The following is a 23723-nucleotide window of genomic DNA, read 5'->3' on the forward strand; positions in this document are numbered from 1 at the left end:
GACAAGCGAAGGCTTAGAAGATGCAATTCCCCGAGTCCTGGCTGCGCGAATTCTGCGATCCGCAGCTCAGCACACAACAACTCGCCGACACGCTCACGATGGGCGGCCTCGAGGTCGAAGACCTGCGTCCTGTCGCGCCGCCTTTCAGCCGCGTGGTGGTCGGTGAGATCAAGGAAGCCGTCCAGCACCCGAATGCCGACCGCCTGCGCGTTTGCCAGGTGGACGTGGGGCAGGGCAGCCTGCTCAACGTGGTGTGCGGCGCGCCCAACGCCCGCGTAGGCATCAAGGTGCCCTGCGCGCTGGTGGGCGCCGAACTGCCCCCGGGCGATGACGGCAAGGCGTTCCAGATCAAGCTGGGCAAGCTGCGCGGCGTCGAGAGCCAGGGCATGCTGTGCTCGGCACGTGAGCTCAAGCTGAGCGAGGACCACGGCGGGCTGCTGGAGCTTGCCGCGGACGCGCCGATCGGCCGCGATGTGCGCGAGGTGCTGCGGCTGGACGATCACATCTTCACGCTGAAGCTGACGCCCAACCTGGCGCACGCGCTGTCCGTGTACGGCGTGGCGCGCGAACTGTCGGCGCTGACGGGCGCGCCCCTGAAGCAGCCCCGGTTCGAGCCCGTGCAGCCGAAGCACGATGCCAGGCTCAAGGTGAAGGTCAGCGCGCCCGACCTCTGCGGGCGCTTCTCGGGCCGGATCGTGCGCAATGTCGACACCCGCGCCAAGACGCCCGCCTGGATGGTGGATCGGCTGGCGCGCTGCGGCCAGCGCAGCGTGACGGCCCTGGTCGACATCTCCAACTACGTGATGTTCGAGTTCGGCCGGCCCTCGCACATCTTCGACTACGACAAGATCCATGGCGCGCTCGACGTGCGCTGGGGCCGGGCCGGCGAACAGCTCAAGCTGCTGAACGGGAACACCGTCACCGTGGACGAGGCGGTTGGCGTGATCGCCGACGACCGCGAGGTGGAGTCGCTGGCCGGCATCATGGGCGGCGACGCCACGGCGGTGTCCGACGAGACGCGCAACGTCTATGTCGAAGCGGCCTTCTGGTGGCCCGAGGCGATCCAGGGGCGTTCGCGCCGCTTCAATTTCTCCACGGACGCGGGCCACCGCTTCGAGCGCGGGGTGGATCCCAGCCAGACCGTGGAGCACATCGAGCACATCACGCGCCTGATCATCGAGGTCTGCGGTGGTGAAGCCGGCCCCATGGACGACCAGGTCGCCAAGCTGCCCGAGCGCAAGCCGGTCACGTTGCGCGCCGCGCGCGCGGCCAAGGTCATAGGTATGCCGCTGACGCAGCAGCAATGCGCCGACGCCCTCGGCCGCCTGGGTCTGCAGGCGAGCACCGGCGACGGGACCGTGACGGTGACGCCGCCCCTGTACCGCTTCGACATCGCGATCGAGGAAGACCTGATCGAGGAGGTCACGCGGATCATCGGCTACGACAAGCTGCCGGATACGCCGCCGCTCGCGCCGGTGACGGCCAAGCTGCCGCCGGAGTCCCGGCGCAGCCGCTTCGCGGTGCGCCGCCACCTCGCCGCGCTGGGCTATTTCGAGACCATCAATTTCAGTTTCGTGGAGGAAAGCTGGGAGCGCGAGCTTGCGGCCAATCCCGATCCGATCCGCCTGCTGAACCCGATCGCCAGCCAGATGAGCGTGATGCGCTCGACGCTGGTCGGCTCGCTGCTGCATGCCCTGAAGTTCAACCTCGACCGCAAGGCCGAGCGCGTTCGCGTGTTCGAGATCGGGCGCGTGTTCCTGCGCGATGCCGCGGTGGCCACCACCGACAGCACGGTGCGCGGCATCCATCAACCGATGCGCGTCGCCGGCCTGGCCTATGGCGAGCCCGATGGCCTGCAGTGGGCGCGCAAGGGCGCGGGGCTCGACTTCTACGACGTGAAGGGCGATGTCGAGGCATTGCTCGCGCCCCGCAAGGCGAGCTTCAAGGCCGCGGCCCACCCCGCCATGCATCCGGGGCGCTGCGCCACCGTCTGGCTCGAGGGGCGCGAGGTCGGTGTGATTGGCGAACTCCACCCGAAGTGGCGCCAACGCTGGGAGTTCGCCCAGGCGCCGGTGCTGTTCGAACTCGAGCTCGATGCCGTCACCGCGCGGCAGGTGCCCGTATTCGAGCCGGTGCCGAAGTTCCAGGTGGCGCAGCGCGATATCGCGCTGATCGTCCGCGACAACGTCACGCACGACGCGGTGCTCGATGCGGTGAAGGCCGCCGCCACCGGCGGGCTGCTGCGCGACGCCTTCCTGTTCGACGTCTACAAGCCCAAGCAGGCCGCGGCCGGCCTGGCTGCCGACGAGAAAAGCCTGGCTGTGCGCTTGACGCTCGGCAGCGCCGACGCCACACTCACCGACGAGCAGATCGAGGCGGCGGTCAACGCCGTCGTCGCCGAAGTCGCAGGGCGTGTCGGTGGACGCCTGCGGGGCTGAAGATGAACGCGCCGGCAGTAACGACAACGCAGGAGGAGACCATGGAGTTCGCCGTCGAAAGCCTGGAAACACCCGCGCTCACCAAGGCCCAGCTCGCGGAGCTGCTGTTCGAGCAGATCGGCCTGAACAAGCGCGAGTCCAAGGACATGATCGATGCCTTCTTCGACCTGATCGGCGGCAGCCTGGTCGAAGGCCAGGACGTGAAGATCTCGGGCTTCGGCAACTTCCAGATCCGCACCAAGGCGCCGCGGCCCGGGCGCAATCCGCGCACCGGCGAAGCGATCCCGATCCAGGCGCGCCGCGTGGTGACCTTCCATGCGAGCCACAAACTCAAGGAACAGATCCAGGGCGGCGACGCCGAGCGTTGACAGGCCGCGCGCTGGAAAAAAAGCAACGCCGCACCATCGGGGCTTTGCGTGAGAACGTAACCTAGAGTAACCTCGGAGCTTTCTCTCCTACAACATTGATTTCAATGGAGAAAGCGCTCCCCTCGATACCGGCAAAGCGGTACTTCACGATCGGTGAGGTTAGCGAGCTGTGCGGCGTCAAGCCACATGTGCTGCGGTACTGGGAGCAGGAGTTCACGCAGCTGCGGCCCATGAAGCGCCGGGGCAACCGGCGCTACTACCAGCACCATGAAGTGCTGATGATCCGCCGCATCCGTGACCTCCTCTACGACCAGGGTTTCACCATCAGCGGTGCGCGCAACAAGCTGCAGGAACTGGTGCAGGTCGAGCGTGACAAGCGCCGCGCAGGCGAAGTGATGCTCGAGGGCGTCGAGGACATCGACGTCGAAGACTCGATCGCCGATTTCGAAGACAGCATGCTGCCGCCCGAAGAGCGCGACCTGTACGAGCAGAAGATCCTGCTGGTGCGGCGCGAGCTCTTCGAAATCCGCGACTTGCTGTCGGCCAGCCAATAAGACACTCGCGGCAGCCGGAAGGGCGGTTGCGACAGGTTATAATTTTGAGCTTGTCGGCGTGTAGCGCAGCCTGGTAGCGCACTTGCATGGGGTGCAAGGGGTCGCGAGTTCGAATCCCGCCACGCCGACCATTCATATCCATCCAACGGGTTGCTTTTCGAAAAGGAAGGCAACCCGTTTCGGTTTTCGGTGTAACTACCCGTAAGCGCAGAACGGCGAGGCCGCATAAAATCCCCCGGGCTAGTCCAACAATAAACCGGGGACCCCTCTTGGCAACCGTCGTCTTTGCGGATCTTGTCGGAAGCACCGGCATTTTCGAACGGCTGGGCGATGAAACCGCCGGCCGCTTCGTCACCCAGCTCACGGGCGCTCTTTCCAAGACCTTCCAGCAGCACCAGGGGCGCGTGGTCAAGCTGCTCGGCGACGGATTGTTCGTCGTCTTTCCCCGCGAATCGGATGCCATCGAAGCCTGCGTCGCGATCCAGTCGCGACTGAAGGAAAAGCCGGTCTATCCCGGCGGCACCGGCAACCCGGTGCAGATGCAGATGGGTGTGGAGTCGGGCGAAGTCGTCGAGATCGACGGCGACTGCTACGGCGACGCGGTGAACAGCGCGGCGCGCCTGGCCGATCTCGCCGGCGCCGATCAGATCCTCGCCACCGGGCGGGTGCGCGACGCGCTGCCGCCCGCGCAGCAGGCCCAGATGCGAAGCCTCGGCCCGATGTACCTGCGCGGCAAGAACGAAGTCACCGAAGTGTTCCGGGTCGACTGGCAGGTCGAGCGGGACGCGGATGCAACCGTCATGGGCGTGTCCATGTTCAAGCCGGGGCGGCAGGGCGTGCTGGAGCTGTCGGCCAGCGGCCAGACCCTGAGCCTGACGCCCCAGGGCGAGAAGGTCACCCTGGGCCGCGCCGCCACGGCCTCGCTGTCGATCAACGACGGCCGGGTCTCGCGCGTGCACGCCACGGTCGAATGGCGAGGGGGCCAGTACGTGCTGAGCGATGCCTCGAGTTTCGGCACCTGGGTCTATGTGGGCAACCAGAGCGCGCCGGTCGTGCTGCGGCGCACCGAGTGCTATCTCGTCGGCCAGGGCCAGATCGCGCTGGGCTGCGAGCGCGAGGCGCAGGCGGCGCCCATCGTCGTGTTTTCGGTCAAGGGCTGAGCGGACTTGCAGCCCATGCCGCTCGACATCCGCATTGCCGGCCCCGATCTCGATGTGGTGCGCAGGCTCGCGGAGGGCGGCCCCGAACTCGTGCTCGGGCGCGATGCCGGATGCGACGTGTCCCTGCCCGATCCTGAACGCACGGTGTCGCGGCGCCACCTGGCCCTATGGGTGGAAGACGGCGAACTGCATTTTCATGTGCTGTCAGTGGTCAACGGCATCGAGATGCCCTTCGGGGAGGCGCCGCCCGGCGCGCGCGGCGTGCTGCCGATGGGACAGTTCCTGAAGATCGGAAGCTATGAGGTCAGTGGCGCCCCCACGGCAACAGAAGAAGACCCGTGGGCCGTGTTCGAGCGCGATGGCTCGGGCGTCGCGCCCGTGCCCGAAGCGATGGCACCGCCGGAAGACGACCCGTTCGGCGAGTGGGGGTTCCAGGAGACCTTCGGGCAACGCGGACCGGGCGGCGGCGCGCTGCAGTCGGAATCGCTTGAAGCGGGTGAAGTGTCTGCGTTCTTCCGCGGGCTGGGTGTCGATCCCGGCGCGATGACCCGTGGCGAACTCGAAGCCATGGGGCGCCTGGTGCGTGTGCTGGTGTTGGGCCTCCTCGACCTGCACGGCGAGGTGGCCGGCGTCAAGCAGGAACTGCGTTCCGAAGATCGCACCATGCTCGCACCGCGCGACGACAATCCGCTCAAGACCGACTGGCCCGCCGAAACCAAGTTGCGCTACCTGTTCGGAGGGCGGCTGGCGGCGGCGGGCTACGCCCCCCCGGAGCGGGCCGTGCGCGAACTGGTCGGCGACCTGATCGCCCACAACGCGGCCAGCGGTGCGGCCAGCCGGGCCGCCGTGGCCGGCACCTTGCGGGAGCACGCCCCCGCGGCGTTGAAGGCCAGGTTGCTGGGCGAGGGCGGCAGGCTCTTCGAATCCGCGCGCGCCTGGGACGCGTTTTGCAAGTACTACGAAGAGCAGGGCGCCGACATGGACCTCTGGGTGCAGCGCCAGCTCGATCGCCACTTCACCGACGCCTACCTTCGGGAAAGCCTGCGTGTGCGGCGCGAGACACCGCCGCGCCGGCGCTGACTTACTGATGAGGCAGAGGATAAAATTGGCTTTCCCCGTTAACCAGGACGCCTCGTGAGCCTGAAGAAGCTTGGCCGCTATGAGCTCGTTCGCGTCCTCGGCAAGGGCGCGATGGGCGTCGTCTACGAAGGACGGGACCCCAACCTCGACCGGCGCGTGGCCATCAAGACCGTCAAGGTCGACGGCCTGTCCGAAGAGGCCGCCGCCGAGTACGAGGCGCGCTTTCGCACCGAGGCGCGTTCCGCTGCCCGCCTGCAGCACCCCAACATCGTCAGCGTCTACGACTCGGACCGCGATGCCGACATCGCCTTCCTGGTCATGGAGTACATCCAGGGCGACGACCTGAAGCACCACCTGGACCAGGGCGTGCGCTACTCGCTGGAGCAGGCGCTGAAGATGGTCCGCGACCTGCTCTCGGCGCTGGACTACGCGCACAGGCAGGGCATCGTGCACCGGGACATCAAGCCCGCCAACCTGCTGCTCGAGGGCGGCGGGCGGGTGAAGCTGACCGATTTCGGCGTCGCGCGCATCCAGGATTCGGGCGAGGCCACGCGCACGCAGGGCAGCATGATCGGCACGCTGAAGTACATGGCCCCGGAGCAGGTGCAGGGCCAGAAGATCGATTCGCGCGCCGACCTGTTTTCGGTCGGCGTCGTGCTCTACCAGTTGCTCACCGACAAGCGACCTTTCGACGGCGACAACGATTTCTCCATCATCCACCAGATCATCGGGCACAACCCGCCGCCGCCGAGCACGATCAATCCGCGCCTGCCCGCGGCCATCGATGCGGTGGTCTCGCGCGCCCTGGCCAAGGACCGCGAACAGCGATTCGCCACTGCGCGTGACTTCGCGTCGGCCCTGCAGTCGGCCATCCGCCGCGCCGAGGATGCGACGGTGGTTCCCCCCGCCGATCCCTTCAAGAAGGCGGACGCCGGTGGCACCGGCTCCAAGAGCCAGTCGATCGCCGTCGCGACCACGCCTTCCGTGGTCACGCAGGAAGTGGAACTGGTCTACTGGAAGGACATCAAGGACTCCACGGACCCCGAGGAATTCGAAGCCTTCCTGGAGAAGTTTCCCGCCGGCATCTATGCGGACCTGGCGCGGCGGCGCCTGCGCAAGCTGAATGGCGGCAACACTTCGACGGACCAGACGGTCCTGACCGGGACGACGGCGGCGCAGGGCGGCACGAACGGAGCGCAGGATCTGGAAGCAACGCTGCTGCTGTCAACCGGCACGGCGGCGCAGTCCAGTGCCCCCGATCCGACGGCCGCACCTGCGAGCCATCCCGAACCCGAGGCCTCCGGCACGCCGGTGATGCTCGCGGAGCCGGCCCGCGAAGCTTCCTCGCTGGCGACGGAGGAGCAAAAGGAGCCGATCCAGGACCAGCAAGAGCCGCGAAGGGGCCCTGCCTCCAAGCCGGCGCCGCTTGCGACCGCCAAGAAGCGGCCGATCGCCGTCCTGGCGGGCGCGGGCGCGCTGCTGGTGGCGGGCCTGGTGCTGTTCATGACGACGGGCAAGGGACCGGACTCGCAGGCGCAGGCGGGGGCACCTGCCGCTGCGCCCGTGGCCGTCACGGAGCCGCCATCGGCTTCGCCGGCGGCGGCTGCCGCGAGCGACCTCAAGCCGGTGATCGCCGCGCCCGCGGCCTCCGCAGCGCAAGCCAAGGCGAGCACGCCCGTCCGGGCGGTGGTGGCGGCCAAGGCCAAGGGTGCCTCTGCCGTGGCACCGGTCGTGGAAGCCCCGCGGCCGTCCCCGGCGCCGGCAGCGGCCCACCCGGAAACGCGCGTTGCGGCAGCGCCCGCGCCGGCGCCGGCCGGCCCGAACCCGGTCGACGCCTGCAAGGACAAGATGTTCCTGACGCGCGAGTTCTGCCTGGCAGAAGCCTGCGAAAAGCCCGCCGCACGCAGCCACCCTATGTGCGTGAGCTGGCGCGAGGACAAGCGCCTGCGCGAGGAGAGCAAAGTCCGCCAGAGCCCGCAGTAGCGGGGGCGCCGCCTGCGGGCGCCTGGCGCGCCTAGGTGATGTCGACGTTGTGGACGCCGAAGGATCCCTTGCGGCGGTCCTCGAAGAAGCGCTCCAGCGTTTCCTTCACCGTCTTGAACGCGAGCTCGTCCCAGGGGATTTCGTCTTCGGTGAACAGGCGCGCCTCGATGGTCTCGTGTCCGGGGTCGAAGCGGTCGCTGAGCAACCGGGCGAGGAAGTAAAGGTGGACCTGGCTAACGCGCGGGACGCTCAGCACGGTGATCAAGCCTTCCATCTCGATCTGCGCGCCGGCTTCCTCCAGCGTCTCGCGCGCCGCGCCCTCGGCCGCGGTCTCGCCCAGTTCCATGAATCCGGCCGGCAGCGTCCACTTGCCCCAGCGCGGCTCGATGTTGCGCTTGCAGAGCAACACCCGGTCGCCCCAGTAGGGAACGGTGCCCACCACATTCAGCGGGTTCTCGTAGTGGATGGTGTCGCAGGCCGGGCAGACGGCACGCTCGCGCGTGTCGCCGTCATCGGGCACCCGGTAGACGACGCTGGCGCCGCAATTGCGGCAATGCTTGATGGGGCTGCGGAAAGACACGGGGTACAAGGCAAGGGCTCCCGAAGGAGCCCTTGTGCCTGGGATTGAAGAGAAGTTTAGCGCCTCAGGCCTTGGTGGCCTTGCCGTGCTTGTCGATCAGGGCGCGTGCGGTGTCGAGCAGCTTGCGGCCGTCGAATCCGCGCTTGCCCATGTCCTCCACCCACTCCACTTCGACCAGGCGCGCCTTGCGCTTGAACTCCTGCGCGTCGGCGGCGGAGATCGTGTGGATGGTGTTCTTGCGGTCCACCGCGGCCTTGCGCCCCTGCGCGTCGTTGCCTTGCTGGACCTTGCCCAGCCAGGCCGAGGCGGCCAGGCCGGAATTGGCATCGATCACCTTCTTCAGGTCGGGGGCGAGCGAGTTGTACTTGTTGCGGTTCATCGCCATCACGAAGGTGGTGGTGTAGAGCGCGCCGCCCGCCGGATCGAACTCGCTGTGGAACTTGGTCAGCTCGTGCACCTTGACCGAGGGCACCACTTCCCATGGGATCACGCAGCCGTCAATCGTTCCCTTGGACAGGGCATCCGGGATCTGTGGCAGCGGCATGCCGACCGGCGTGGCGCCCAGGTAGCCGAGCATCTTCGTGATCTGGCGCGTCGGGCCGCGCAGCTTCAGCCCGCGCAGATCGTCGGTGGTCTTCACCAGCCTGTCCTTGGTGTGGAACATGCCGGGGCCGTGCACGTGCAGCGCGAGCACCTGCGTGTCCTTGAATTCTTCAGGCGCGACGGTCTGCACGTATTCCCAATAGGCCTTGGACGTGGCCTCGGCGTTGTTCATCATGAACGGCAGCTCGAACACCTCGACGCGGGGGAAGCGGCCGGCGGTGTTGCCGGGCAGGGTCCAGACGATGTCGACCACGCCGTCCTTGGCCTGGTCGTACAGTTGCACCGGGGTGCCGCCCAGCTGCATGGCCGGGTAGCCCTCGAACTTGATGCGGCCGCCGGAATCCTTTTCCACCTTCTCCATCCACGCCTTGTGCATGGTCAGCCATACCTGCGACTGCGGCGGCATGAAGGTGTGGAATTTCAGCGTGACGGACTGCTGGGCGAAGCCGCTCAAGGCGGAACCGCCGAGCGCCGCTGCAGCGGCGCCGGATTTCAAAAGCGTGCGACGTTGGATCATGGGCTGACTCCTGGATAGCTAAAAGTAAATCGCAAAAAAGGCCCGCCGGCCTCGGGGGCTTTCCCCTAAGCCGGCTATTTGATGAAGCCGACCAGCCACAAGGGGATGATCGGGAAGAAGAGGAACAGCATGGTGCGCAGCACGTCACTGACCAGGAAGGGCATCACCCCCCGGTAGGTCTCGCCCATGGAAACATCCTTGGACAGCCCGTTGACGATGTAGACGTTCAGCCCGACCGGCGGGGCGATCAGCCCGAAACCGACGGTCATGAGCACCATGATCCCGAACCAGATCGCCACCGACTCCTTGGGCATGCCGAAATCCAGGCCAATGATGATGGGAAAGAAGATCGGAATCGTCAGCAGCAGCATGGACAGTTCGTCCATCACGGCCCCGAGCAGCACGTAGAACAGCAGGATCGCCACCACCACCAGCACCGGCGAGATGCCCCAGCCGCCCACCACGGCGGCGAGCTGGTTCGGCACCTGGGTCAGCGCCAGCGCCGAGTTCATGAGATCGGCGCCGAGGAAGATCAGGAAGATCATGGCTGCGCTCACCGCCGTGCCGTAGAAGCACTCGCGCAGCTTTTCCATGGTCATCTCGCGCTTGAGCAGCGCGGTGAGGAAGGTCGTGGCTGCGCCCACCGCCGCACCCTCGGTCGGCGTGAAGAAACCGCCATAGATGCCGCCGAACACCAGCAGGAAGATGAGCAGGATGGGCAGCACCCCGGCGATTGCATGCCAGGTCATGGGGGGCGGCGCTTCCGCTACTGCCGGCGCATGTCCCGGGGCCAGCCGCACGTAGATCGCCACGGCGACCATGTAGCCGACCATCGCGATGATGCCGGGCAACACCGCCGCGGCAAACAGCTTGCTGATGTTCTGCTCGGTGAGGATCGCGTAGATCACCAGGACGATGGACGGCGGCAGCTGGATGCCCAGCGTGCCGCCGGCGGCCAGCGTTCCCGTCGCCAGCCGGCCCGAATAGCCATGCCGTCGCATCTCGGGCAATGCCACGCTGGTGATGGTGGCGGCGGTGGCGACCGAGGAGCCGCTGATGGCACCGAAGGCGGCACAGGCCAGCAGCGAAGCCATGGACAGCCCGCCCTTGAAGCGGCCCATGACGGCGGCGGCGAATTCGAACAGCGACTTGCTGATGCCGCCCTTGGTCGCGAAGTGCCCCATCAGGATGAACAGCGGGATCACCGACAAGTCGTAGCTGGCAAAGCGGGCGAATGCCTGGGTGTTGAGGAAGTTGGCGAAGGGCAGCCAGCCGGTCTGGGCGATGTAGCCGATCGTGCCGGCGCTGAACATGCTGACGGCAATCGGCACCCGGATCGCCATCAGGACCAGCATGGACCCGAAGATCAACGCAGTGAGGGTGATCGGGGTCATATCGCGGTCTCCGCTTCCTCGGTGCGGCCGAAACCGACCACCGACTGGTACAGCGCGATCAGGCCGGCCAGCACGAATGCCGGCACCATGGCCGCGTACACGATCCATTCGGGGAAGCCCATGATCTGGGTCTCGGAATGCGTCGAGTAGCTGTTCAGGCCCCCCAGCGTGGTGCGCCAGGCGAGCAGGGCGAAGATGGCGGCCAGCACCAGCGCACCCAGGCGGTCCATCTTGTCGGTGGTGGCCGGCCGCGCCCTGGCGGTAAAGAAGTCGACGATGATGTTGCCGCGTCGCACCTGGCACAGCGGCATGAACAGCGCGATCGCCGCCCCGGCCGCCACCGCAGTGAGCTCGAAGGCGCCGACGATGGATTGGCCGGTCGTGTTGCGGCCAATCAGACTGCCACAGGTCATCAGGGTGATGCCCGTGAGCAGCAGGCCCGCCAGGATGGCGCAGGCCTTGGCCAATGCTTCCAGGATGCGCATCGGTTCTCCTCGTTATTGTTGGTGTTGGCGAGCCCCGGCTACTGGCAGGTCAACGCGCTGGTGCGATTTTGACCGACAGGGTGGCCAGGCCGGCCACGCCGCCTTCCAGCGTGTCGCCCGCCGTCACCGCCGCCACGCCTTCGGGCGTGCCCGTGTAGATCAGGTCGCCGGGCGCGAGCTCCCACGCCGTCGAGACGTGCTCGATGATTTCGCCGATGTTCCAGATCAGCTTGGAGACCGTGCTGCGTTGCCGGTCCTGGCCATTCACCTTGAGCCAGATCTCGGCCTGCGTCACATCGCCGGCCTGCGCGGCGGGCGTGATCGCACCGATGGGCGCGGACTGCTCGAAGGCCTTGCCGATGCACCAGGGGCGGCCCTGCTTCTTCATCTCGCCCTGCAGGTCGCGGCGCGTCATGTCCAGGCCCACGGCGTAGCCGTAGATGTGCTTGTGCGCATCCGCGGCCTTGATGTTGCGTCCGCCGGTGCCGATCGCCACCACCAGTTCGATCTCGTGGTGCAGGTCTTTGGTGAGGCTCGGGTAGGCCATCGTGCCGGTCTCGCCCTGCGCCACCGGCAGCGCGGTGTCGGCGGGCTTGAGGAAGAAGAAGGGCGCTTCGCGGCCGGTGAAGCCCATCTCCTTGGCGTGCTCCACGTAGTTGCGGCCCACGCAGTAGATGCGGTGCACCGGGAAGCGTTCCGACGTGCCGGTGACCGGGACGGTCGCCGCGGGCGCGGGGTTGATGACGTAACTCATGACTGCCTTTCTGTTGGTGCGCGGCGCCGAGGGTCAGATCAAGCCTTGCTCCGTCGCGCGGCGCTGCTCGTGAAGCTCAGTGGTCAAGCATACCTGCGGCAGGCACCGGCCTCCTAGGCTTCGGGGCTCTTGGTGACCAGCGTGAAGTGCTCGACGTGGGGCGGATTCGCGAAGAACGGTCCGACGATGGCCCGCCATTGGGGAAACAGGGGACCCTGGCGAAAGGCGACCGTGTGGTCTTCCAGCGTGTCCCAGAAGATCTGCAGCACGTAGCGCTCGGGCGATTCGACGCATCGGTTGACCTTGTAGCCGCGCATGCCCTGGGCTTGCGTGGCCACGGTCTTCAGGCCCCGTTCGATGGCTTCCTCGAAAGCGGCCTGCTGTCCGGCAAGAATGCGGATATCGGCGATCTCCAGAATCATGGTGACCTCGTGGTTGACTCGGCGGCAAGTCTACCGTGAGGCCGCCGCCGGCACACGCGGCGCCGCATCGGGTTTATGCTCGCCTTGCCATGAAGCTGTACAACTACTTCCGCTCGTCGGCCTCGTTCAGGGTGCGCATCGCCCTCGAACTCAAGGGGCTGCCCTACGAGTACCTGCCGGTGCACCTGGTCAAGGGCGAGCACAAGCAGCCCGGCTATGGCGCCGTGTCGCCCTCGGGCCTGGTGCCCACGCTGGTCAACGACAGCGGTGAGCACCTGGGGCAGTCGCTGGCGATCATGGAATACCTGGACGAAACGCACCCCCGGCCGCCCCTGCTGCCGGCCGATCCGGTGGGCCGCGCCAAGGTGAGGGCGCTGGCGCAGCTGGTGGCCTGCGAGATCCACCCGCTGAACAACCTGCGCGTGCTCAAGTACCTGGTCCGCGAACTCAAGCTGGACGAGGAACGCAAGAACGCCTGGTATCGCCACTGGGTGCGCGAAGGGTTGGAACTATATGAACGCGAGCTGGCGCAGCTGCCGTCCTCGACCTATAGCTTCGGCGACACGCCGACACTGGCGGACTGCTGCCTGGTGCCGCAGATCTTCAACGGCATGCGCTTCAACACCTCGTTCGACGGGCTCACGCGCACCATGGCCGCCTACGAGGCCTGCATGAAACATCCGGCGTTCCAGCAGGCGCAGCCCTCGAGCTGCCCGGACAACGAAGCCTAGCCGCGGGTGGCGGGCCGGTCCGTCGCATACTGCGGTCGATGTCACTGTCCGACTTGCTCACGATCGTTCCCGAATGGCCGGCGGCGCCGGGCGTGCGCGCGCTGTGTACGACGCGCGCGGGCGGTGTGTCGGCCGGCCCGTACCGCAGCCTGAACCTGGGCGATCACGTGGGCGATGATCCCGCGGCGGTCACCGAGAACCGCAGGCGCCTGTCGGAGGCGCTCGGCGCCCGCGCGGTGTTCATGCGCCAGGTCCACGGCCAGCGCGTGGCCCTGCTCGACGAGCGCACGCTCGACGGCATCGAGGCGGACGCGTGTGTCGCCAGTACGCCGGGTTTGGCCTGCACGATCATGGTCGCCGACTGCCTTCCGCTGCTGTTCGCGAGCGGCGACGGCCGCACGGTGGGGGCCGCCCATGCCGGCTGGCGCGGCCTTGCCGGCGGCGTGATCGAAGCGGCCGTGGGCGCGATGACCCAGGCTCCTCAGGGGCCGCAGGCAGCGGACCTGCTCGTGTGGCTGGGACCTTGCATCGGTCCCGCCAACTTCGAGGTTGGCGAAGAGGTGAAGACGGCCTTCGAGCAACACGATGGCGCCGCAGCGGCGCACTTCAGGGCCGCGAGCGCAGGCAAGTGGCTGGCCGACCTGCAGGGCCTCGCACGCCAGCGGCTTCAGGCCCAGGGCATCACGCGCATCTTCGGCAATGACGGGAGCACGCCCTGGTGCACCGTGGCCGATCCCTCACGGTTCTTTTCGCACCGGCGCGACCGGGTCAGCGGGCGCCTGGCCGCCGCGATCTGCATCGACGGCTGAATCGGGAGACGGGCCCTGCTGGGTCATCGTCCCTGGCGCTTGGATGCCGTTCCGTGGCCGGCCCGAGCGGCCCACCAGCAGATACCAAAGGAGCGCCACGGGAGCTACGCCATAGAGTAAAAAGGTGAAGAAGGCGCCGACCACCGAGCCGACAGCACTTGTGGCCTCCACCACTGCCATCATGAGCGCGACATACAACCAGCCGATGATCAGGAGGTACATGGAGAGCGGGCCTTTGCTTGTTGCACTGCAACAGTCTCAGTGCAATACTCCGGGTTTACCCGGATAAATCAAGGGATCAGGAGACAAGCATGAATTCTGTACCGGAGTGGGTCGACGCCACTCAGCAATTCCAGAAGAGCCTCAGCGACAGCTGGCATTCGGCGATGCAGTCGTTCGGGGGCCTGGCCCAAGGCGCGACGCCTGCCTTGCCGCAGGTGCCGCATCTGACTTTCTCGCCCGAGAAACTCCAGGCCCTGCAGCAGGCCTATATCAAGGAGGTGGCCCAGTTGTGGAACGGCGGGCTGAATGGCCATGCCGCATCGGGCGACAGGCGTTTCGCCACCGAGGCCTGGGCCGCCAATCCGGTCGCCGGCTTTTCCGCCGCCATCTACCTGCTCAATGCCCGTGCCCTGCTCGGACTGGTGGAGGCCGCGGAAACAGATGCGAAGACCAAGGCCCGCCTGCGATTCGCGGTGGAGCAATGGATGGCGGCTTCGGCGCCCAGCAACTTCATGTGCCTCAATGCCGAAGCGCAGAAGCGGGCCATCGAGACCAAGGGCGAAAGCATCGCGCGCGGCATTCAGAACCTGCTCAAGGACATCCAGCAGGGCCATGTGTCCATGACCGACGAGAGCGTGTTCGAGGTCGGGCACAACGTGGCCATGACCGAGGGCGCCGTGGTGTTCGAGAACGAGCTGTTCCAGCTCATCGAATACAAGCCGTCGACGGGCAAGGTCCACGAGAAGCCTTTCCTGTTCGTGCCGCCTTGCATCAACAAGTTCTACATCCTCGACCTGCAGCCTGAGAACTCGGTGGTGCGCTACATGGTGGAGCAGGGCCATCGCACCTTCATGATGAGCTGGCGCAATCCTGACGATTCGCTCGCCGACAAGAACTGGGACGACTATGTCGACGGCGGCGCCATCGAGGCGATACGCGTCGTGCAGGAGATCACCGGCGCCAAGCAGATCAACGCGCTCGGCTTCTGCGTGGGCGGCACCATTCTCGGCACCGCGCTCGCCGTGCTGGCGGCCCGCGGGGAGAAGCCGGTGGCATCCCTGACGCTGCTGACGTCCTTGCTGGACTTCTCGCAGACCGGCGTGCTCGACGTTTTCATCGACGAGTCGTACGTCAAGTTCCGCGAAATGCAAATGGGCCGCAGCGGCCTGCTGAAGGGCCAGGAACTGGCATCGACTTTCAGTTTCCTGCGACCCAACGACCTGGTCTGGAACTATGTGGTGGGCAACTACCTGAAGGGCGAAACACCGCCGCCCTTCGACCTGCTGTACTGGAACAGCGACTCCACCAACCTGCCCGGGCCGATGTATGCCTGGTACCTGCGCAACACCTATTTCGAGAACAACCTGATCAAGCCTGGCCATTGCACCGTGGCAGGCAAGAAAGTCGACCTGCGCAAGGTGGACCTGCCCGTCTACATCTACGGTTCGCGCGAGGACCACATCGTGCCGATCGGTGGCGCCTACGGCTCCACGCAGGTGTTGCCCGGCAAGAAGCGCTTCGTCATGGGCGCCTCCGGCCACATCGCCGGCGTGATCAATCCGCCATCGAAGAACAAGCGCTCGTACTGGACCAACGACAAGCTGCCCAAGACCCAGGAAGAGTGGCTCAAGGGCGCAAAGGAACATCCCGGCAGCTGGTGGACCGACTGGTCCGCCTGGCTGAAACCGCACGCGGGCAAGCTGATCGCTGCGCCCAAGAACTACGGCAAGGGCAGCAAGTACAAGGCGATCGAGCCGGCGCCCGGCCGCTACGTCAAGGCCAAGGCCTAGCGCCCGTTCACCGAGGCCGGCCACCTATTCAAGGAGCAACCCATGGAAGACATCGTCATCGTTTCCGCAACCCGAACCGCCGTGGGCAAATTCGGCGGCGCGCTCGCGAAGATTCCCGCGACCGAACTCGGTGCCATCGTCGTCAAGGAGGCGCTGGCCCGCGCCGGCCTCGATCCGGCGCAGGTCGGCGAGGTGATCATGGGCCAGGTCCTGGCCGCGGGCGCCGGCCAGAACCCGGCGCGCCAGGCGCTGCTCAAGGCCGGCCTGCCCAAGGAGGTGCCCGGCCTGACCATCAACGCCGTGTGCGGCTCGGGCCTGAAGGCCGTCATGCTGGCCGCGCAGGCGATCGCCTGGGGCGACTCGGAGATCGTGGTGGCCGGCGGCCAGGAGAACATGAGTGCGGCGCCGCACGTGCTGCTGAATTCGCGCGACGGCCAGCGCATGGGCGACTGGAAGATGATCGACTCGATGATCGTCGACGGCCTGTGGGACGTGTACAACCAGTTCCACATGGGCATGACGGCGGAGAACGTCGCCAGGCAGCATGGCGTCACGCGCGAGCAGCAGGATGCGCTGGCCCTGGCCAGCCAGCAGAAGGCGGCCGCGGCGCAGGACGCCGGCAAGTTCAAGGACGAGATCGTGCCGGTGGCCATCCCGCAAAAGAAGGGCGACCCGCTGCTGTTCGACGCTGACGAGTTCATCAACCGCAAGACCGGCGCCGAAGCGCTGGCCGGCTTGCGTCCGGCGTTCGACAAGAGCGGCACGGTGACCGCGGGCAATGCATCGGGCATCAACGATGGCGCGGCGGCCGTGGTGGTGATGAGCGCGAAGAAGGCGGCTCAGCTCGGCCTCAAGCCGCTGGCGCGCATCGCCGCGTTCGGCACCTCGGGCCTGGATCCCGCGACCATGGGCATGGGTCCAGTGCCGGCCACGCGCAAGGTGCTGCAGCGCACCGGGTGGAACGCGGCCGACGTGAACCTGTTCGAGCTCAACGAGGCGTTCGCGGCCCAGGCGTGCGCGGTGAACAAGGAACTCGGCGTCGACCCCGCCAAGGTCAACGTCAACGGCGGTGCGATCGCGATCGGGCACCCCATCGGCGCGTCGGGCTGCCGTGTTCTCGTGACGCTTTTGCATGAGATGAAGCGGCGCGAAGCCAAGCGGGGTATCGCTGCGCTGTGCATCGGCGGCGGCATGGGGGTTTCCCTCGCCGTCGAGGGCCTCTGAAGCGGTACAAGAGCAATTCACTTACCAAGGAGAGTTTCGTGAGCCAGAAAATCGCATACGTGACCGGCGGCATGGGTGGCATCGGCACAGCGATCTGCCAACGCCTGCACAAGGAAGGCTTCAAGGTGATCGCCGGCTGCGGGCCGACACGCGACTACGTCAAGTGGCTGGATGAGCAGAAAGCGCTCGGCTACAGCTTCCATGCGTCCGTCGGGAACGTGGGCAACTGGGACTCGACGGTGGAGGCCTTCACCAAGGCCAAGGCGGAGCATGGGCCGGTGGACGTGCTGGTCAACAACGCAGGCATCACGCGCGACCGCATGTTCGTGAAGATGACGCGCGAGGACTGGGACGCGGTGATCGAGACCAACCTCAACTCCATGTTCAACGTCACCAAGCAGGTGGTGGGCGACATGGTGGAGCGCGGCTGGGGCCGCATCGTCAATATCAGCTCGGTCAACGGCGAAAAAGGCCAGGCCGGCCAGACCAATTATTCGGCGGCCAAGGCCGGCATGCACGGCTTCACCATGGCCCTGGCGCAGGAGCTGGCCAACAAGGGCGTCACCGTGAACACGGTGAGCCCCGGTTACATCGGCACCGACATGGTCAAGTCCATCCGCCCGGACGTGCTGGAGAAGATCGTCGCGACGGTCCCGGTCAAGCGCCTGGGCGAGCCGGCGGAGATCGCCTCGATCATCGCCTGGCTGGCTTCGGAAGAGGGCGCCTACTCGACCGGTGCCGACTTCTCCGTCAATGGCGGCCTGCACATGGGCTAGCCGCCCGGACTGCCCTCAATCCTCCACCAGGTCCTCGATGACCAGGTGGCGGTACTTCTGGGCGTAGGAGATCTTCGCCGACCGCAGCACGTCCATGACGTGCTCGGTCTCACGACCCGTCGGCGCGTGCACCAGCAAGGCGTGATGTCCTTGCTGGGCCAGGTGTTCGAAATGGCGCACGGTCTCGGCTTCCGTTCCCGGCGAGGGCATGCTGCTCTCCCGGATCGCGGTGGCGGCGATCTTCTCGTGGATCTCCTTCGGCGTCAGCAGGCTGATCGCATCGCCGCGCACGCCGCTGTGAATCAGCAGGTGCTCGGCGTCCTGCGCGTCCTTTTCCGTCGGGAACATGATGAACATGTGGCCGGTGGGGTAGAACACGCCACGCAGAGTCAGCATGTTCGGCTCGAGGGCAAAGGGCTTCATCCACACCTCCTGAAGGTGATCGCGCCATAGGCGCGGAACTAGGATCAATCCGGCCGAGCCAATTGTCAATCAGCGCGCGGAGCAACGCGGATGAAGTCGTGGGCGCCGATGTGACAGGGTGTTATGGATCAGCAGCGGGATCGGCGTCGAGCTGGTCAGCAATGGACGCGAATTCCGGATCGTGCTTCATCCGGGCGCGGATCTGGTGGGACAGGTAGGCCCGCGTGTTCGGAAACGGGAGTCCGGCCCAGGTCCGGCACATCTCCAGCATGGCTTCGCGGCGCCAGGTCCAGTCGATCCGGTCGCGCCAACGGTCCAGCCTGGATTCATGCACGGAAATCATGTCGACCCAGGCCTCGGGCTGCATCTGGCCGGGAGGGGCGTAGATCCACCGCCCGCCCCACATCCGGAACGTCTTGAAGCCCCAGGCTTCGAGCAGGCCCCGCACATCGTCGACCGAGCGGCCGGCGAGCTCCAGCGTCATCCCGTTGCTCTCGAACAGGATGATGGGGAGATCGGTGCGGATGGAGGATTCACCCGTCGACAGCGCGTCGTACTCGGCCCCCTCGATGTCCATCTTGATGAACGAGACCGGGGTGCCGGCCATCTCGAACACGCTGTCCAGGGGCATCGCCGGAACCTCGACGGCGCCCGGGTGCTCGCCGCGAAAATCGATCAGGCCGAACAGGCCGTTCTCAACGAAGCGGACCATGCCTTTCGAGGCACTGATGGCCGCCCAATGGGCCGTCAGGTTGCGGAACCCGTTGATCGCCGCCGATTGATTGATGAGGTCGACATGGAAGGCGTTCGCATCGATGGCCGTGACGTGCCGCCCGGCCGCGGCCGCGGCGATCGCGAAGGTGCCCACATGGGCCCCCAGGTCGATGACGTGGTCGCCGGCTTGGGTCACCTCGAGGAGCACCTCGGCCATGTAGCTGTTCGGCGTCTCACCGTTCAGATACGCCCGCACAATCGGGTCTTCGGACTCGGCATCGAGCCGGATCTGCGCTTCCAGCCTGGCCGGCAGCGCCATCGACCTTGTGACGATCTGGGGCTTCATGGTCGCTTCTGCTCCTCGCATGTCAGGCTGATCATTAGATGGGCGTTGGCCCCGGGCAGGTTGGCGGGCGCGTGTTAAAACCTGAAAGAATGCTTCGCAGATGAACAATGGCTTTGAAAGGTGGAGGCTGTCCGTCGCGCCGATGATGGATTGGACGGACCGGCACTGCCGCTACTTCCACCGGCTCCTGAGCCGGCATGCGCTGCTCTACACCGAGATGGTCACCACCGGCGCGCTGGTGCATGGCGACGTGCCGCGCCACCTGGATTTCAGTTCCCAGGAGCATCCGGTCGCGCTGCAGCTCGGCGGCAGCGATGCGGCTGAGCTGGCCCACAGCGCCCGGCTGGGCGAGCGCTGGGGCTATGACGAGATCAACCTCAATTGCGGCTGCCCGAGCGAGCGCGTGCAGCGCGGGTCCTTCGGCGCCTGCCTCATGTCCGAGCCGCAGCTGGTGGCCGATTGCGTCAAGGCCATGGTCGACGCGGTGTCGGTGCCCGTGACCGTGAAGCACCGCATCGGGATCGACAAGGGCGAGAGCTACGAGTTCGTGCGTGATTTCGTCGGGGCGGTGAGCGAGGCCGGCTGCGGCGTGTTCCTGGTGCACGCCCGCAACGCCTGGCTCAAGGGCCTGTCGCCCAAGGAAAACCGGGAAGTGCCGCCGCTGCGCTACGAAGTCGTGTACCGCCTCAAACGCGACTTCCCGCGGCTGGCCTTCGCCCTCAACGGCGGGATCAGGACCACGCCGCAGGTCCATGAGGCCCTCGAACACCTCGATGGCGCCATGATCGGGCGCGAGGCCTACCACCATCCCTGGTGGCTGGCCGAGTGGGATGCCGCCTTCTTCGGGGATGACGGTGCGGCCCGCACGCGCGAGGGCGTCGAACAGGCCATGGTCGACTACATGGCGCAGGAAGGCGCCGAGCGCGGGACGCCCTGGGCGTCCATCGCCCGCCACATGCTGGGCCTGCGCAACGGCCTGCCCGGCGCGCGCCGCTGGCGCCAGGTGTGGAGCGACCACAAGCTCAAGTCGCGGCACCCGCGCGAGGTGATGGCGCTGGCGCACGAAGCCGAGGCCCAGGCCGCGTAAGGCCCCTGGCGGGTCCGGGAGATTGCCGCCGGCCGGCCAAATGCTTTAAACTTAAACTATTGAGGCCGGAGCAATCCCATGAACATCGTCTGCATCGGCGGCGGGCCCGCGGGCCTGTACTTCGCGCTCCTGATGAAAAAGCAGGACCCGCGCCACGAGATCACCGTGGTCGAGCGCAACCGGCCCTACGACACCTTCGGCTGGGGCGTGGTGTTTTCCGACCAGACGCTGGGCAACCTGCGCTCTGCCGACGCCCAGACGGCCACCGAGATCCTCGGCGCCTTCAACCACTGGGACGACATCGAGGTCAACATCCGCGGGCGCAAGATCCTCTCGAGCGGCCACGGGTTCTGCGGCATCGGCCGCAAGCGCCTGCTCAACATCCTGCAGCGGCGTTGCGAGGAGCTCGGGGTCAGGCTGGTGTTCGAGACCGATGCCGGCGGCGACGAGGACTACCCGCACGCCGACCTGGTCATCGCCAGCGACGGGCTCAACAGCCGGATCCGCACACGGCATGCCGCCACCTACGAGCCCGACATCGACCTGCGCCGGTGCCGCTTCGTCTGGCTGGGCACGCACAAGCGCTTCGAGGCCTTCACCTTCGCCTTCGAGGAAACGCAGCACGGCTGGTTCCAGGCGCACGCCTACCAGTTCGATGGCGACACCTCCACTTTCATCGTCGAGGCGCCGGAGGAGGTCTGGCTGAAGGCGGGGCTGGACCGCATGGGCAAGGAAGAGTCCATCGAGTTCTGCGAGCGGCTGTTCGCCAGGTACCTCGACGGCCACAAGCTGATGTCCAACGCCAGCCACCTGCGAGGGTCGGCGCAGTGGATCCGTTTTCCGCGCGTCATCTGCAAGACCTGGGTGCACCACAATGGCCGCGCGCCGGTGGTGCTGATGGGCGATGCCGCGCACACCGCGCACTTCTCGATCGGGTCGGGCACCAAGCTGGCCCTGGAAGACGCGATCGAACTGGCCCGCTGCATCGGCCGCTCGCCCAGCGACCTGGCCGGTGCGCTGCGCGACTATGAAGCCGTGCGCAGCGTCGAGGTGCTGCGGATCCAGAACGCGGCGCGCAATTCGACCGAGTGGTTCGAGAACGTGACGCGCTACGCGAATTTGCCGCCCGAGCAGTTCGCCTATTCGCTGCTCACGCGCAGCCAGCGCATCAGCCACGAGAACCTGCGCCTGCGCGACCGCCGTTATGTCGAGCGCTACGAGGACTGGATTGCCGAGCGGTCCGGCCGGCCCCGCGAAGGCGCGGGGCAGAGCGTGCCGCCGATGTTCACGCCCTTCACCGTGCGCGGCGTGACGCTGAAGAACCGCGTGGTGGTGTCGCCCATGGCCCAGTACTCGTGCGTCGAGGGCCTGCCCGCCGACTATCACCTGGCGCACCTGGGCGCCCGCGCCATGGGAGGCGCCGGCATGGTGGTGGCCGAGATGACCTGTCCCACGCCGGATGCGCGCATCACGCCCGCCTGCCCGGGTCTGTGGAGCGAGCAGCAGCGCGACGGCTGGAAGCGCATCGTCGACTTCGTGCACGAGCACACCGACGCCAGGATCGCGATGCAGCTGGGGCATGCGGGGCCCAAGGGTTCCACGCGCGTGCCCTGGGAGGGCGAGGACCAGCCGCTGGCCGAAGGCAACTGGCCCCTGATCTCGGCGTCGCCGCAGCAATACCTCGACGGTGTGAGCGACTGGTCGCGCGCGATGAACCGGGCCGACATGGACCGGGTGCGCGAGGACTTCGTGCGCAGTACGCGCTACGCGGCCGAAGCGGGGTTCGACTGGCTGGAACTGCACTGCGCCCACGGCTACCTGCTGTCGAGCTTTATCTCGCCGCTGACCAACCTGCGCACCGATGAATACGGCGGCTCGCTGGCCAACCGCCTGCGCTATCCGCTGGAGGTCTTCCAGGCGATGCGCGCCGCCTGGCCGCAGCACCTGCCGATGTCGGTGCGCATCTCGGCCCACGACTGGGTGCAAGGCGGCATCACGCCTGACGACGCGGTGGAGATCGCTCGTGCCTTCAAGGCCGCGGGCGCCGACATGATCGACTGCTCCTCGGGCCAGGTCAGCAAGAAGCAGCGGCCGGTGTACGGCCGCATGTACCAGACGCCCTTCGCCGACCGCATCCGCAACGAGGCCGGGATCGCCACCATCGCCGTCGGCGCCATCTCCGAGGCCGACCACGTGAACAGCATCATCGCGGCGGGCCGCGCCGACCTGTGCGCGATCGCCAGACCGCACCTGGCCAACCCCGCCTGGACGCTGATGGAAGCGGCCAAGATCGGCTACATGGACCTGCAGTGGCCGCGGCAGTACCGCTCGGGCAAGCAGCAGCTCGAGCGCAATCTCGAACGTGAAAAGCAAGCGGCCGCGCAGGCCCGGGAGACTGAAAATGAGCGATTCGTCTGAGCGCGTCGACCCCGCGCTCGCCGCCGGCAACCGCCGGCAGCTGGCCGGCTACGCCGCGACGCACTTCCGCTGGGAGACGAGCGGGCCGGTGGCGACCATCACCCTGAACCGCCCCGAGCGCAAGAACCCGCTCACCTTCGAGTCCTACGCGGAACTGCGCGACCTGTTCGGCCAGCTCAAATACGCCACCGACGTCCGCGCCATCGTGATCGCGGGGGAGGGCGGCAACTTCTGCTCGGGGGGCGACGTGCACGAGATCATCGGCCCGCTGGTGCGCCTGAAGGCACCCGAGCTGCTGATGTTCACGCGCATGACCGGCGACCTGGTCAAGGCCATGCGCGCCTGCCCGCAGCCGGTCATCGCGGCGGTGGACGGCGTGTGCGCCGGCGCCGGCGCCATCATCGCGATGTCCTCGGACCTGCGGCTGGGGACCGCGCGCAGCAAGACCGCGTTCCTGTTCAACCGCGTGGGGCTGGCCGGCTGCGACATGGGCGCCTGCGCCATCCTGCCGCGCCTCATCGGCCAGGGCCGGGCCAGCGAGCTGCTCTACACCGGCCGGGCGCTGGGCGGCGAGGAGGGCGAACGCTGGGGTTTCTTCAACCGGCTGTGCGCTCCCGAAGCGCTGCTGGCGGAAGCCGGCAAGCTGGCGCTGGACCTGGCGCAGGGCCCCAGCTTCGCCAACGGCATCACCAAGACCATGCTGCACCAGGAATGGGCCATGACCATCGAGCAGGCGATCGAGGCCGAGGCCCAGGCGCAGGCCGTCTGCATGATGACCGAAGACTTCCGGCGGGCCTATGAGGCTTTCGTGGCCAAGCAGAAACCGACATTCGAGGGCGACTGAC

Annotated in this window: 23 protein-coding genes and 1 tRNA gene; 15 read left to right on the top strand and 9 right to left on the bottom strand. The window is 66.9% G+C overall.

The features are described from left to right. Positions 1-20: 20 nt before the first annotated feature. The 7 genes from pheT (at position 21) to UC35_RS20760 (ending at position 7583) form a co-directional block, all read left to right on the top strand. Positions 21-2438 (top strand): phenylalanine--tRNA ligase subunit beta, encoded by a 2418-nt coding sequence (gene pheT, locus UC35_RS20730; protein ID WP_061503077.1) that lies wholly within the window; start codon positions 21-23, stop codon positions 2436-2438. Positions 2439-2479: 41 nt separating this feature from the next. Next, entirely contained in the window at positions 2480-2806 is a 327-nt protein-coding gene (locus tag UC35_RS20735; protein WP_061503079.1) for an integration host factor subunit alpha, read from the top strand. 104 nt (positions 2807-2910) lie between these two features. Then, positions 2911-3360, top strand: coding sequence for a MerR family transcriptional regulator (locus tag UC35_RS20740; protein ID WP_061503081.1), 450 nt, complete (start codon positions 2911-2913; stop codon positions 3358-3360). A gap of 54 nt (positions 3361-3414) precedes the next feature. Further along, positions 3415-3491: transfer RNA gene (locus UC35_RS20745), tRNA-Pro, on the top strand. Between the two features lie 138 nt (positions 3492-3629). After that, positions 3630-4520 carry an adenylate/guanylate cyclase domain-containing protein gene (locus UC35_RS20750; protein ID WP_061503083.1) on the top strand — a complete coding sequence of 297 codons (891 nt, stop codon included), beginning with the start codon at positions 3630-3632 and terminating at the stop codon, positions 4518-4520. 15 nt (positions 4521-4535) lie between these two features. Continuing rightward, entirely contained in the window at positions 4536-5600 is a 1065-nt protein-coding gene (locus UC35_RS20755; protein ID WP_061503085.1) for a type VI secretion system-associated FHA domain protein, read from the top strand. Between the two features lie 54 nt (positions 5601-5654). Continuing rightward, complete coding sequence (locus UC35_RS20760; RefSeq protein ID WP_061503087.1) at positions 5655-7583, top strand: serine/threonine-protein kinase; 1929 nt, start codon at positions 5655-5657, stop codon at positions 7581-7583. Positions 7584-7614: 31 nt separating this feature from the next. Here UC35_RS20760 and UC35_RS20765 read toward each other — a convergent pair whose 3' ends face one another. The 6 genes from UC35_RS20765 to UC35_RS20790 form a co-directional block, all read right to left on the bottom strand. Beyond that, positions 7615-8163, bottom strand: coding sequence for an NUDIX hydrolase (locus tag UC35_RS20765; RefSeq protein ID WP_061503976.1), 549 nt, complete (start codon positions 8161-8163; stop codon positions 7615-7617). Between the two features lie 64 nt (positions 8164-8227). Continuing rightward, a complete protein-coding gene (locus UC35_RS20770) occupies positions 8228-9283 on the bottom strand; it encodes a TRAP transporter substrate-binding protein (protein ID WP_061503089.1) in 1056 nt (351 codons plus the stop codon). 74 nt (positions 9284-9357) lie between these two features. Next, positions 9358-10677 (bottom strand): TRAP transporter large permease, encoded by a 1320-nt coding sequence (locus UC35_RS20775; RefSeq protein WP_061503092.1) that lies wholly within the window; start codon positions 10675-10677, stop codon positions 9358-9360. Then, complete coding sequence (locus UC35_RS20780) at positions 10674-11162, bottom strand: TRAP transporter small permease (RefSeq protein WP_061503094.1); 489 nt, start codon at positions 11160-11162, stop codon at positions 10674-10676. Before UC35_RS20780 ends, UC35_RS20775 begins: the two co-directional genes overlap by 4 nt. A gap of 49 nt (positions 11163-11211) precedes the next feature. Continuing rightward, positions 11212-11916 carry a fumarylacetoacetate hydrolase family protein gene (locus tag UC35_RS20785; RefSeq protein ID WP_061503096.1) on the bottom strand — a complete coding sequence of 235 codons (705 nt, stop codon included), beginning with the start codon at positions 11914-11916 and terminating at the stop codon, positions 11212-11214. A gap of 113 nt (positions 11917-12029) precedes the next feature. Then, complete coding sequence (locus UC35_RS20790; RefSeq protein WP_061503098.1) at positions 12030-12338, bottom strand: antibiotic biosynthesis monooxygenase family protein; 309 nt, start codon at positions 12336-12338, stop codon at positions 12030-12032. 89 nt (positions 12339-12427) lie between these two features. Here UC35_RS20790 and maiA point away from each other — a divergent pair, with 89 nt between their 5' ends. Beyond that, positions 12428-13069, top strand: a complete 642-nt coding sequence (gene maiA, locus UC35_RS20795) for a maleylacetoacetate isomerase (protein ID WP_061503100.1) — start codon at positions 12428-12430, stop codon at positions 13067-13069. 38 nt (positions 13070-13107) lie between these two features. Continuing rightward, complete coding sequence (gene pgeF, locus UC35_RS20800; protein WP_061503102.1) at positions 13108-13878, top strand: peptidoglycan editing factor PgeF; 771 nt, start codon at positions 13108-13110, stop codon at positions 13876-13878. On the opposite strand, the gene UC35_RS23350 is transcribed toward pgeF, so the two are convergent. Next, complete coding sequence (locus tag UC35_RS23350) at positions 13807-14100, bottom strand: hypothetical protein (RefSeq protein WP_082793418.1); 294 nt, start codon at positions 14098-14100, stop codon at positions 13807-13809. The two genes, pgeF and UC35_RS23350, sit on opposite strands and share 72 nt — an antisense overlap. 89 nt (positions 14101-14189) lie before the next feature. Between UC35_RS23350 and UC35_RS20805 the strand changes: the two genes are divergently transcribed. Genes UC35_RS20805 through phbB form a run of 3 tightly spaced genes read left to right on the top strand, consistent with a single transcriptional unit; the run spans position 14190 to position 17890 of the window. Beyond that, complete coding sequence (locus tag UC35_RS20805; RefSeq protein WP_061503104.1) at positions 14190-15890, top strand: PHA/PHB synthase family protein; 1701 nt, start codon at positions 14190-14192, stop codon at positions 15888-15890. A 42-nt stretch (positions 15891-15932) separates the two neighbouring features. Continuing rightward, positions 15933-17114: an acetyl-CoA C-acetyltransferase gene (locus UC35_RS20810; protein WP_061503106.1), complete on the top strand. Its 1182-nt coding sequence runs from the start codon at positions 15933-15935 to the stop codon at positions 17112-17114. A 38-nt stretch (positions 17115-17152) separates the two neighbouring features. Continuing rightward, positions 17153-17890: an acetoacetyl-CoA reductase gene (phbB, locus tag UC35_RS20815; RefSeq protein WP_061503108.1), complete on the top strand. Its 738-nt coding sequence runs from the start codon at positions 17153-17155 to the stop codon at positions 17888-17890. Positions 17891-17905: 15 nt separating this feature from the next. Here phbB and UC35_RS20820 read toward each other — a convergent pair whose 3' ends face one another. Both UC35_RS20820 and UC35_RS20825 read right to left on the bottom strand, forming a co-directional pair. Further along, positions 17906-18313 (bottom strand): hypothetical protein, encoded by a 408-nt coding sequence (locus UC35_RS20820; protein ID WP_061503110.1) that lies wholly within the window; start codon positions 18311-18313, stop codon positions 17906-17908. A gap of 121 nt (positions 18314-18434) precedes the next feature. Next, positions 18435-19373 (bottom strand): FkbM family methyltransferase, encoded by a 939-nt coding sequence (locus UC35_RS20825; RefSeq protein ID WP_158513946.1) that lies wholly within the window; start codon positions 19371-19373, stop codon positions 18435-18437. Between the two features lie 100 nt (positions 19374-19473). Here UC35_RS20825 and dusA point away from each other — a divergent pair, with 100 nt between their 5' ends. From dusA to UC35_RS20840, 3 genes are all read left to right on the top strand, one after another. Next, on the top strand, positions 19474-20460 hold the full coding sequence (gene dusA / locus UC35_RS20830) for a tRNA dihydrouridine(20/20a) synthase DusA (RefSeq protein WP_061503114.1): 987 nt from the start codon (positions 19474-19476) through the stop codon (positions 20458-20460). Positions 20461-20538: 78 nt separating this feature from the next. Next, positions 20539-22878 (top strand): bifunctional salicylyl-CoA 5-hydroxylase/oxidoreductase, encoded by a 2340-nt coding sequence (locus UC35_RS20835; protein ID WP_061503116.1) that lies wholly within the window; start codon positions 20539-20541, stop codon positions 22876-22878. Further along, positions 22862-23722, top strand: a complete 861-nt coding sequence (locus tag UC35_RS20840; RefSeq protein WP_061503119.1) for an enoyl-CoA hydratase family protein — start codon at positions 22862-22864, stop codon at positions 23720-23722. Before UC35_RS20835 ends, UC35_RS20840 begins: the two co-directional genes overlap by 17 nt. Position 23723: the final 1 nt, after the last annotated feature.

This window comes from Ramlibacter tataouinensis (genome assembly GCF_001580455.1).
Taxonomy (GTDB): Bacteria; Pseudomonadota; Gammaproteobacteria; order Burkholderiales; family Burkholderiaceae_C; genus Ramlibacter; species Ramlibacter tataouinensis_B.

Coding starts and splice junctions, on each gene's coding strand:
- pheT (WP_061503077.1), top strand. CDS start 21: ATGCAATTCCCCGAGTCCTGGCTGCGCGAATTCTGCGATCCGCAGCTC.
- UC35_RS20735 (WP_061503079.1), top strand. CDS start 2,480: ATGGAGTTCGCCGTCGAAAGCCTGGAAACACCCGCGCTCACCAAGGCC.
- UC35_RS20740 (WP_061503081.1), top strand. CDS start 2,911: ATGGAGAAAGCGCTCCCCTCGATACCGGCAAAGCGGTACTTCACGATC.
- UC35_RS20755 (WP_061503085.1), top strand. CDS start 4,536: ATGCCGCTCGACATCCGCATTGCCGGCCCCGATCTCGATGTGGTGCGC.
- UC35_RS20770 (WP_061503089.1), bottom strand. CDS start 9,283: ATGATCCAACGTCGCACGCTTTTGAAATCCGGCGCCGCTGCAGCGGCG.
- UC35_RS20775 (WP_061503092.1), bottom strand. CDS start 10,677: ATGACCCCGATCACCCTCACTGCGTTGATCTTCGGGTCCATGCTGGTC.
- UC35_RS20780 (WP_061503094.1), bottom strand. CDS start 11,162: ATGCGCATCCTGGAAGCATTGGCCAAGGCCTGCGCCATCCTGGCGGGC.
- UC35_RS20785 (WP_061503096.1), bottom strand. CDS start 11,916: ATGAGTTACGTCATCAACCCCGCGCCCGCGGCGACCGTCCCGGTCACC.
- UC35_RS20790 (WP_061503098.1), bottom strand. CDS start 12,338: ATGATTCTGGAGATCGCCGATATCCGCATTCTTGCCGGACAGCAGGCC.
- maiA (WP_061503100.1), top strand. CDS start 12,428: ATGAAGCTGTACAACTACTTCCGCTCGTCGGCCTCGTTCAGGGTGCGC.
- pgeF (WP_061503102.1), top strand. CDS start 13,108: ATGTCACTGTCCGACTTGCTCACGATCGTTCCCGAATGGCCGGCGGCG.
- UC35_RS23350 (WP_082793418.1), bottom strand. CDS start 14,100: ATGTACCTCCTGATCATCGGCTGGTTGTATGTCGCGCTCATGATGGCA.
- UC35_RS20805 (WP_061503104.1), top strand. CDS start 14,190: ATGAATTCTGTACCGGAGTGGGTCGACGCCACTCAGCAATTCCAGAAG.
- UC35_RS20810 (WP_061503106.1), top strand. CDS start 15,933: ATGGAAGACATCGTCATCGTTTCCGCAACCCGAACCGCCGTGGGCAAA.
- UC35_RS20820 (WP_061503110.1), bottom strand. CDS start 18,313: ATGAAGCCCTTTGCCCTCGAGCCGAACATGCTGACTCTGCGTGGCGTG.
- UC35_RS20825 (WP_158513946.1), bottom strand. CDS start 19,373: ATGAAGCCCCAGATCGTCACAAGGTCGATGGCGCTGCCGGCCAGGCTG.
- dusA (WP_061503114.1), top strand. CDS start 19,474: ATGAACAATGGCTTTGAAAGGTGGAGGCTGTCCGTCGCGCCGATGATG.
- UC35_RS20835 (WP_061503116.1), top strand. CDS start 20,539: ATGAACATCGTCTGCATCGGCGGCGGGCCCGCGGGCCTGTACTTCGCG.
- UC35_RS20840 (WP_061503119.1), top strand. CDS start 22,862: ATGAGCGATTCGTCTGAGCGCGTCGACCCCGCGCTCGCCGCCGGCAAC.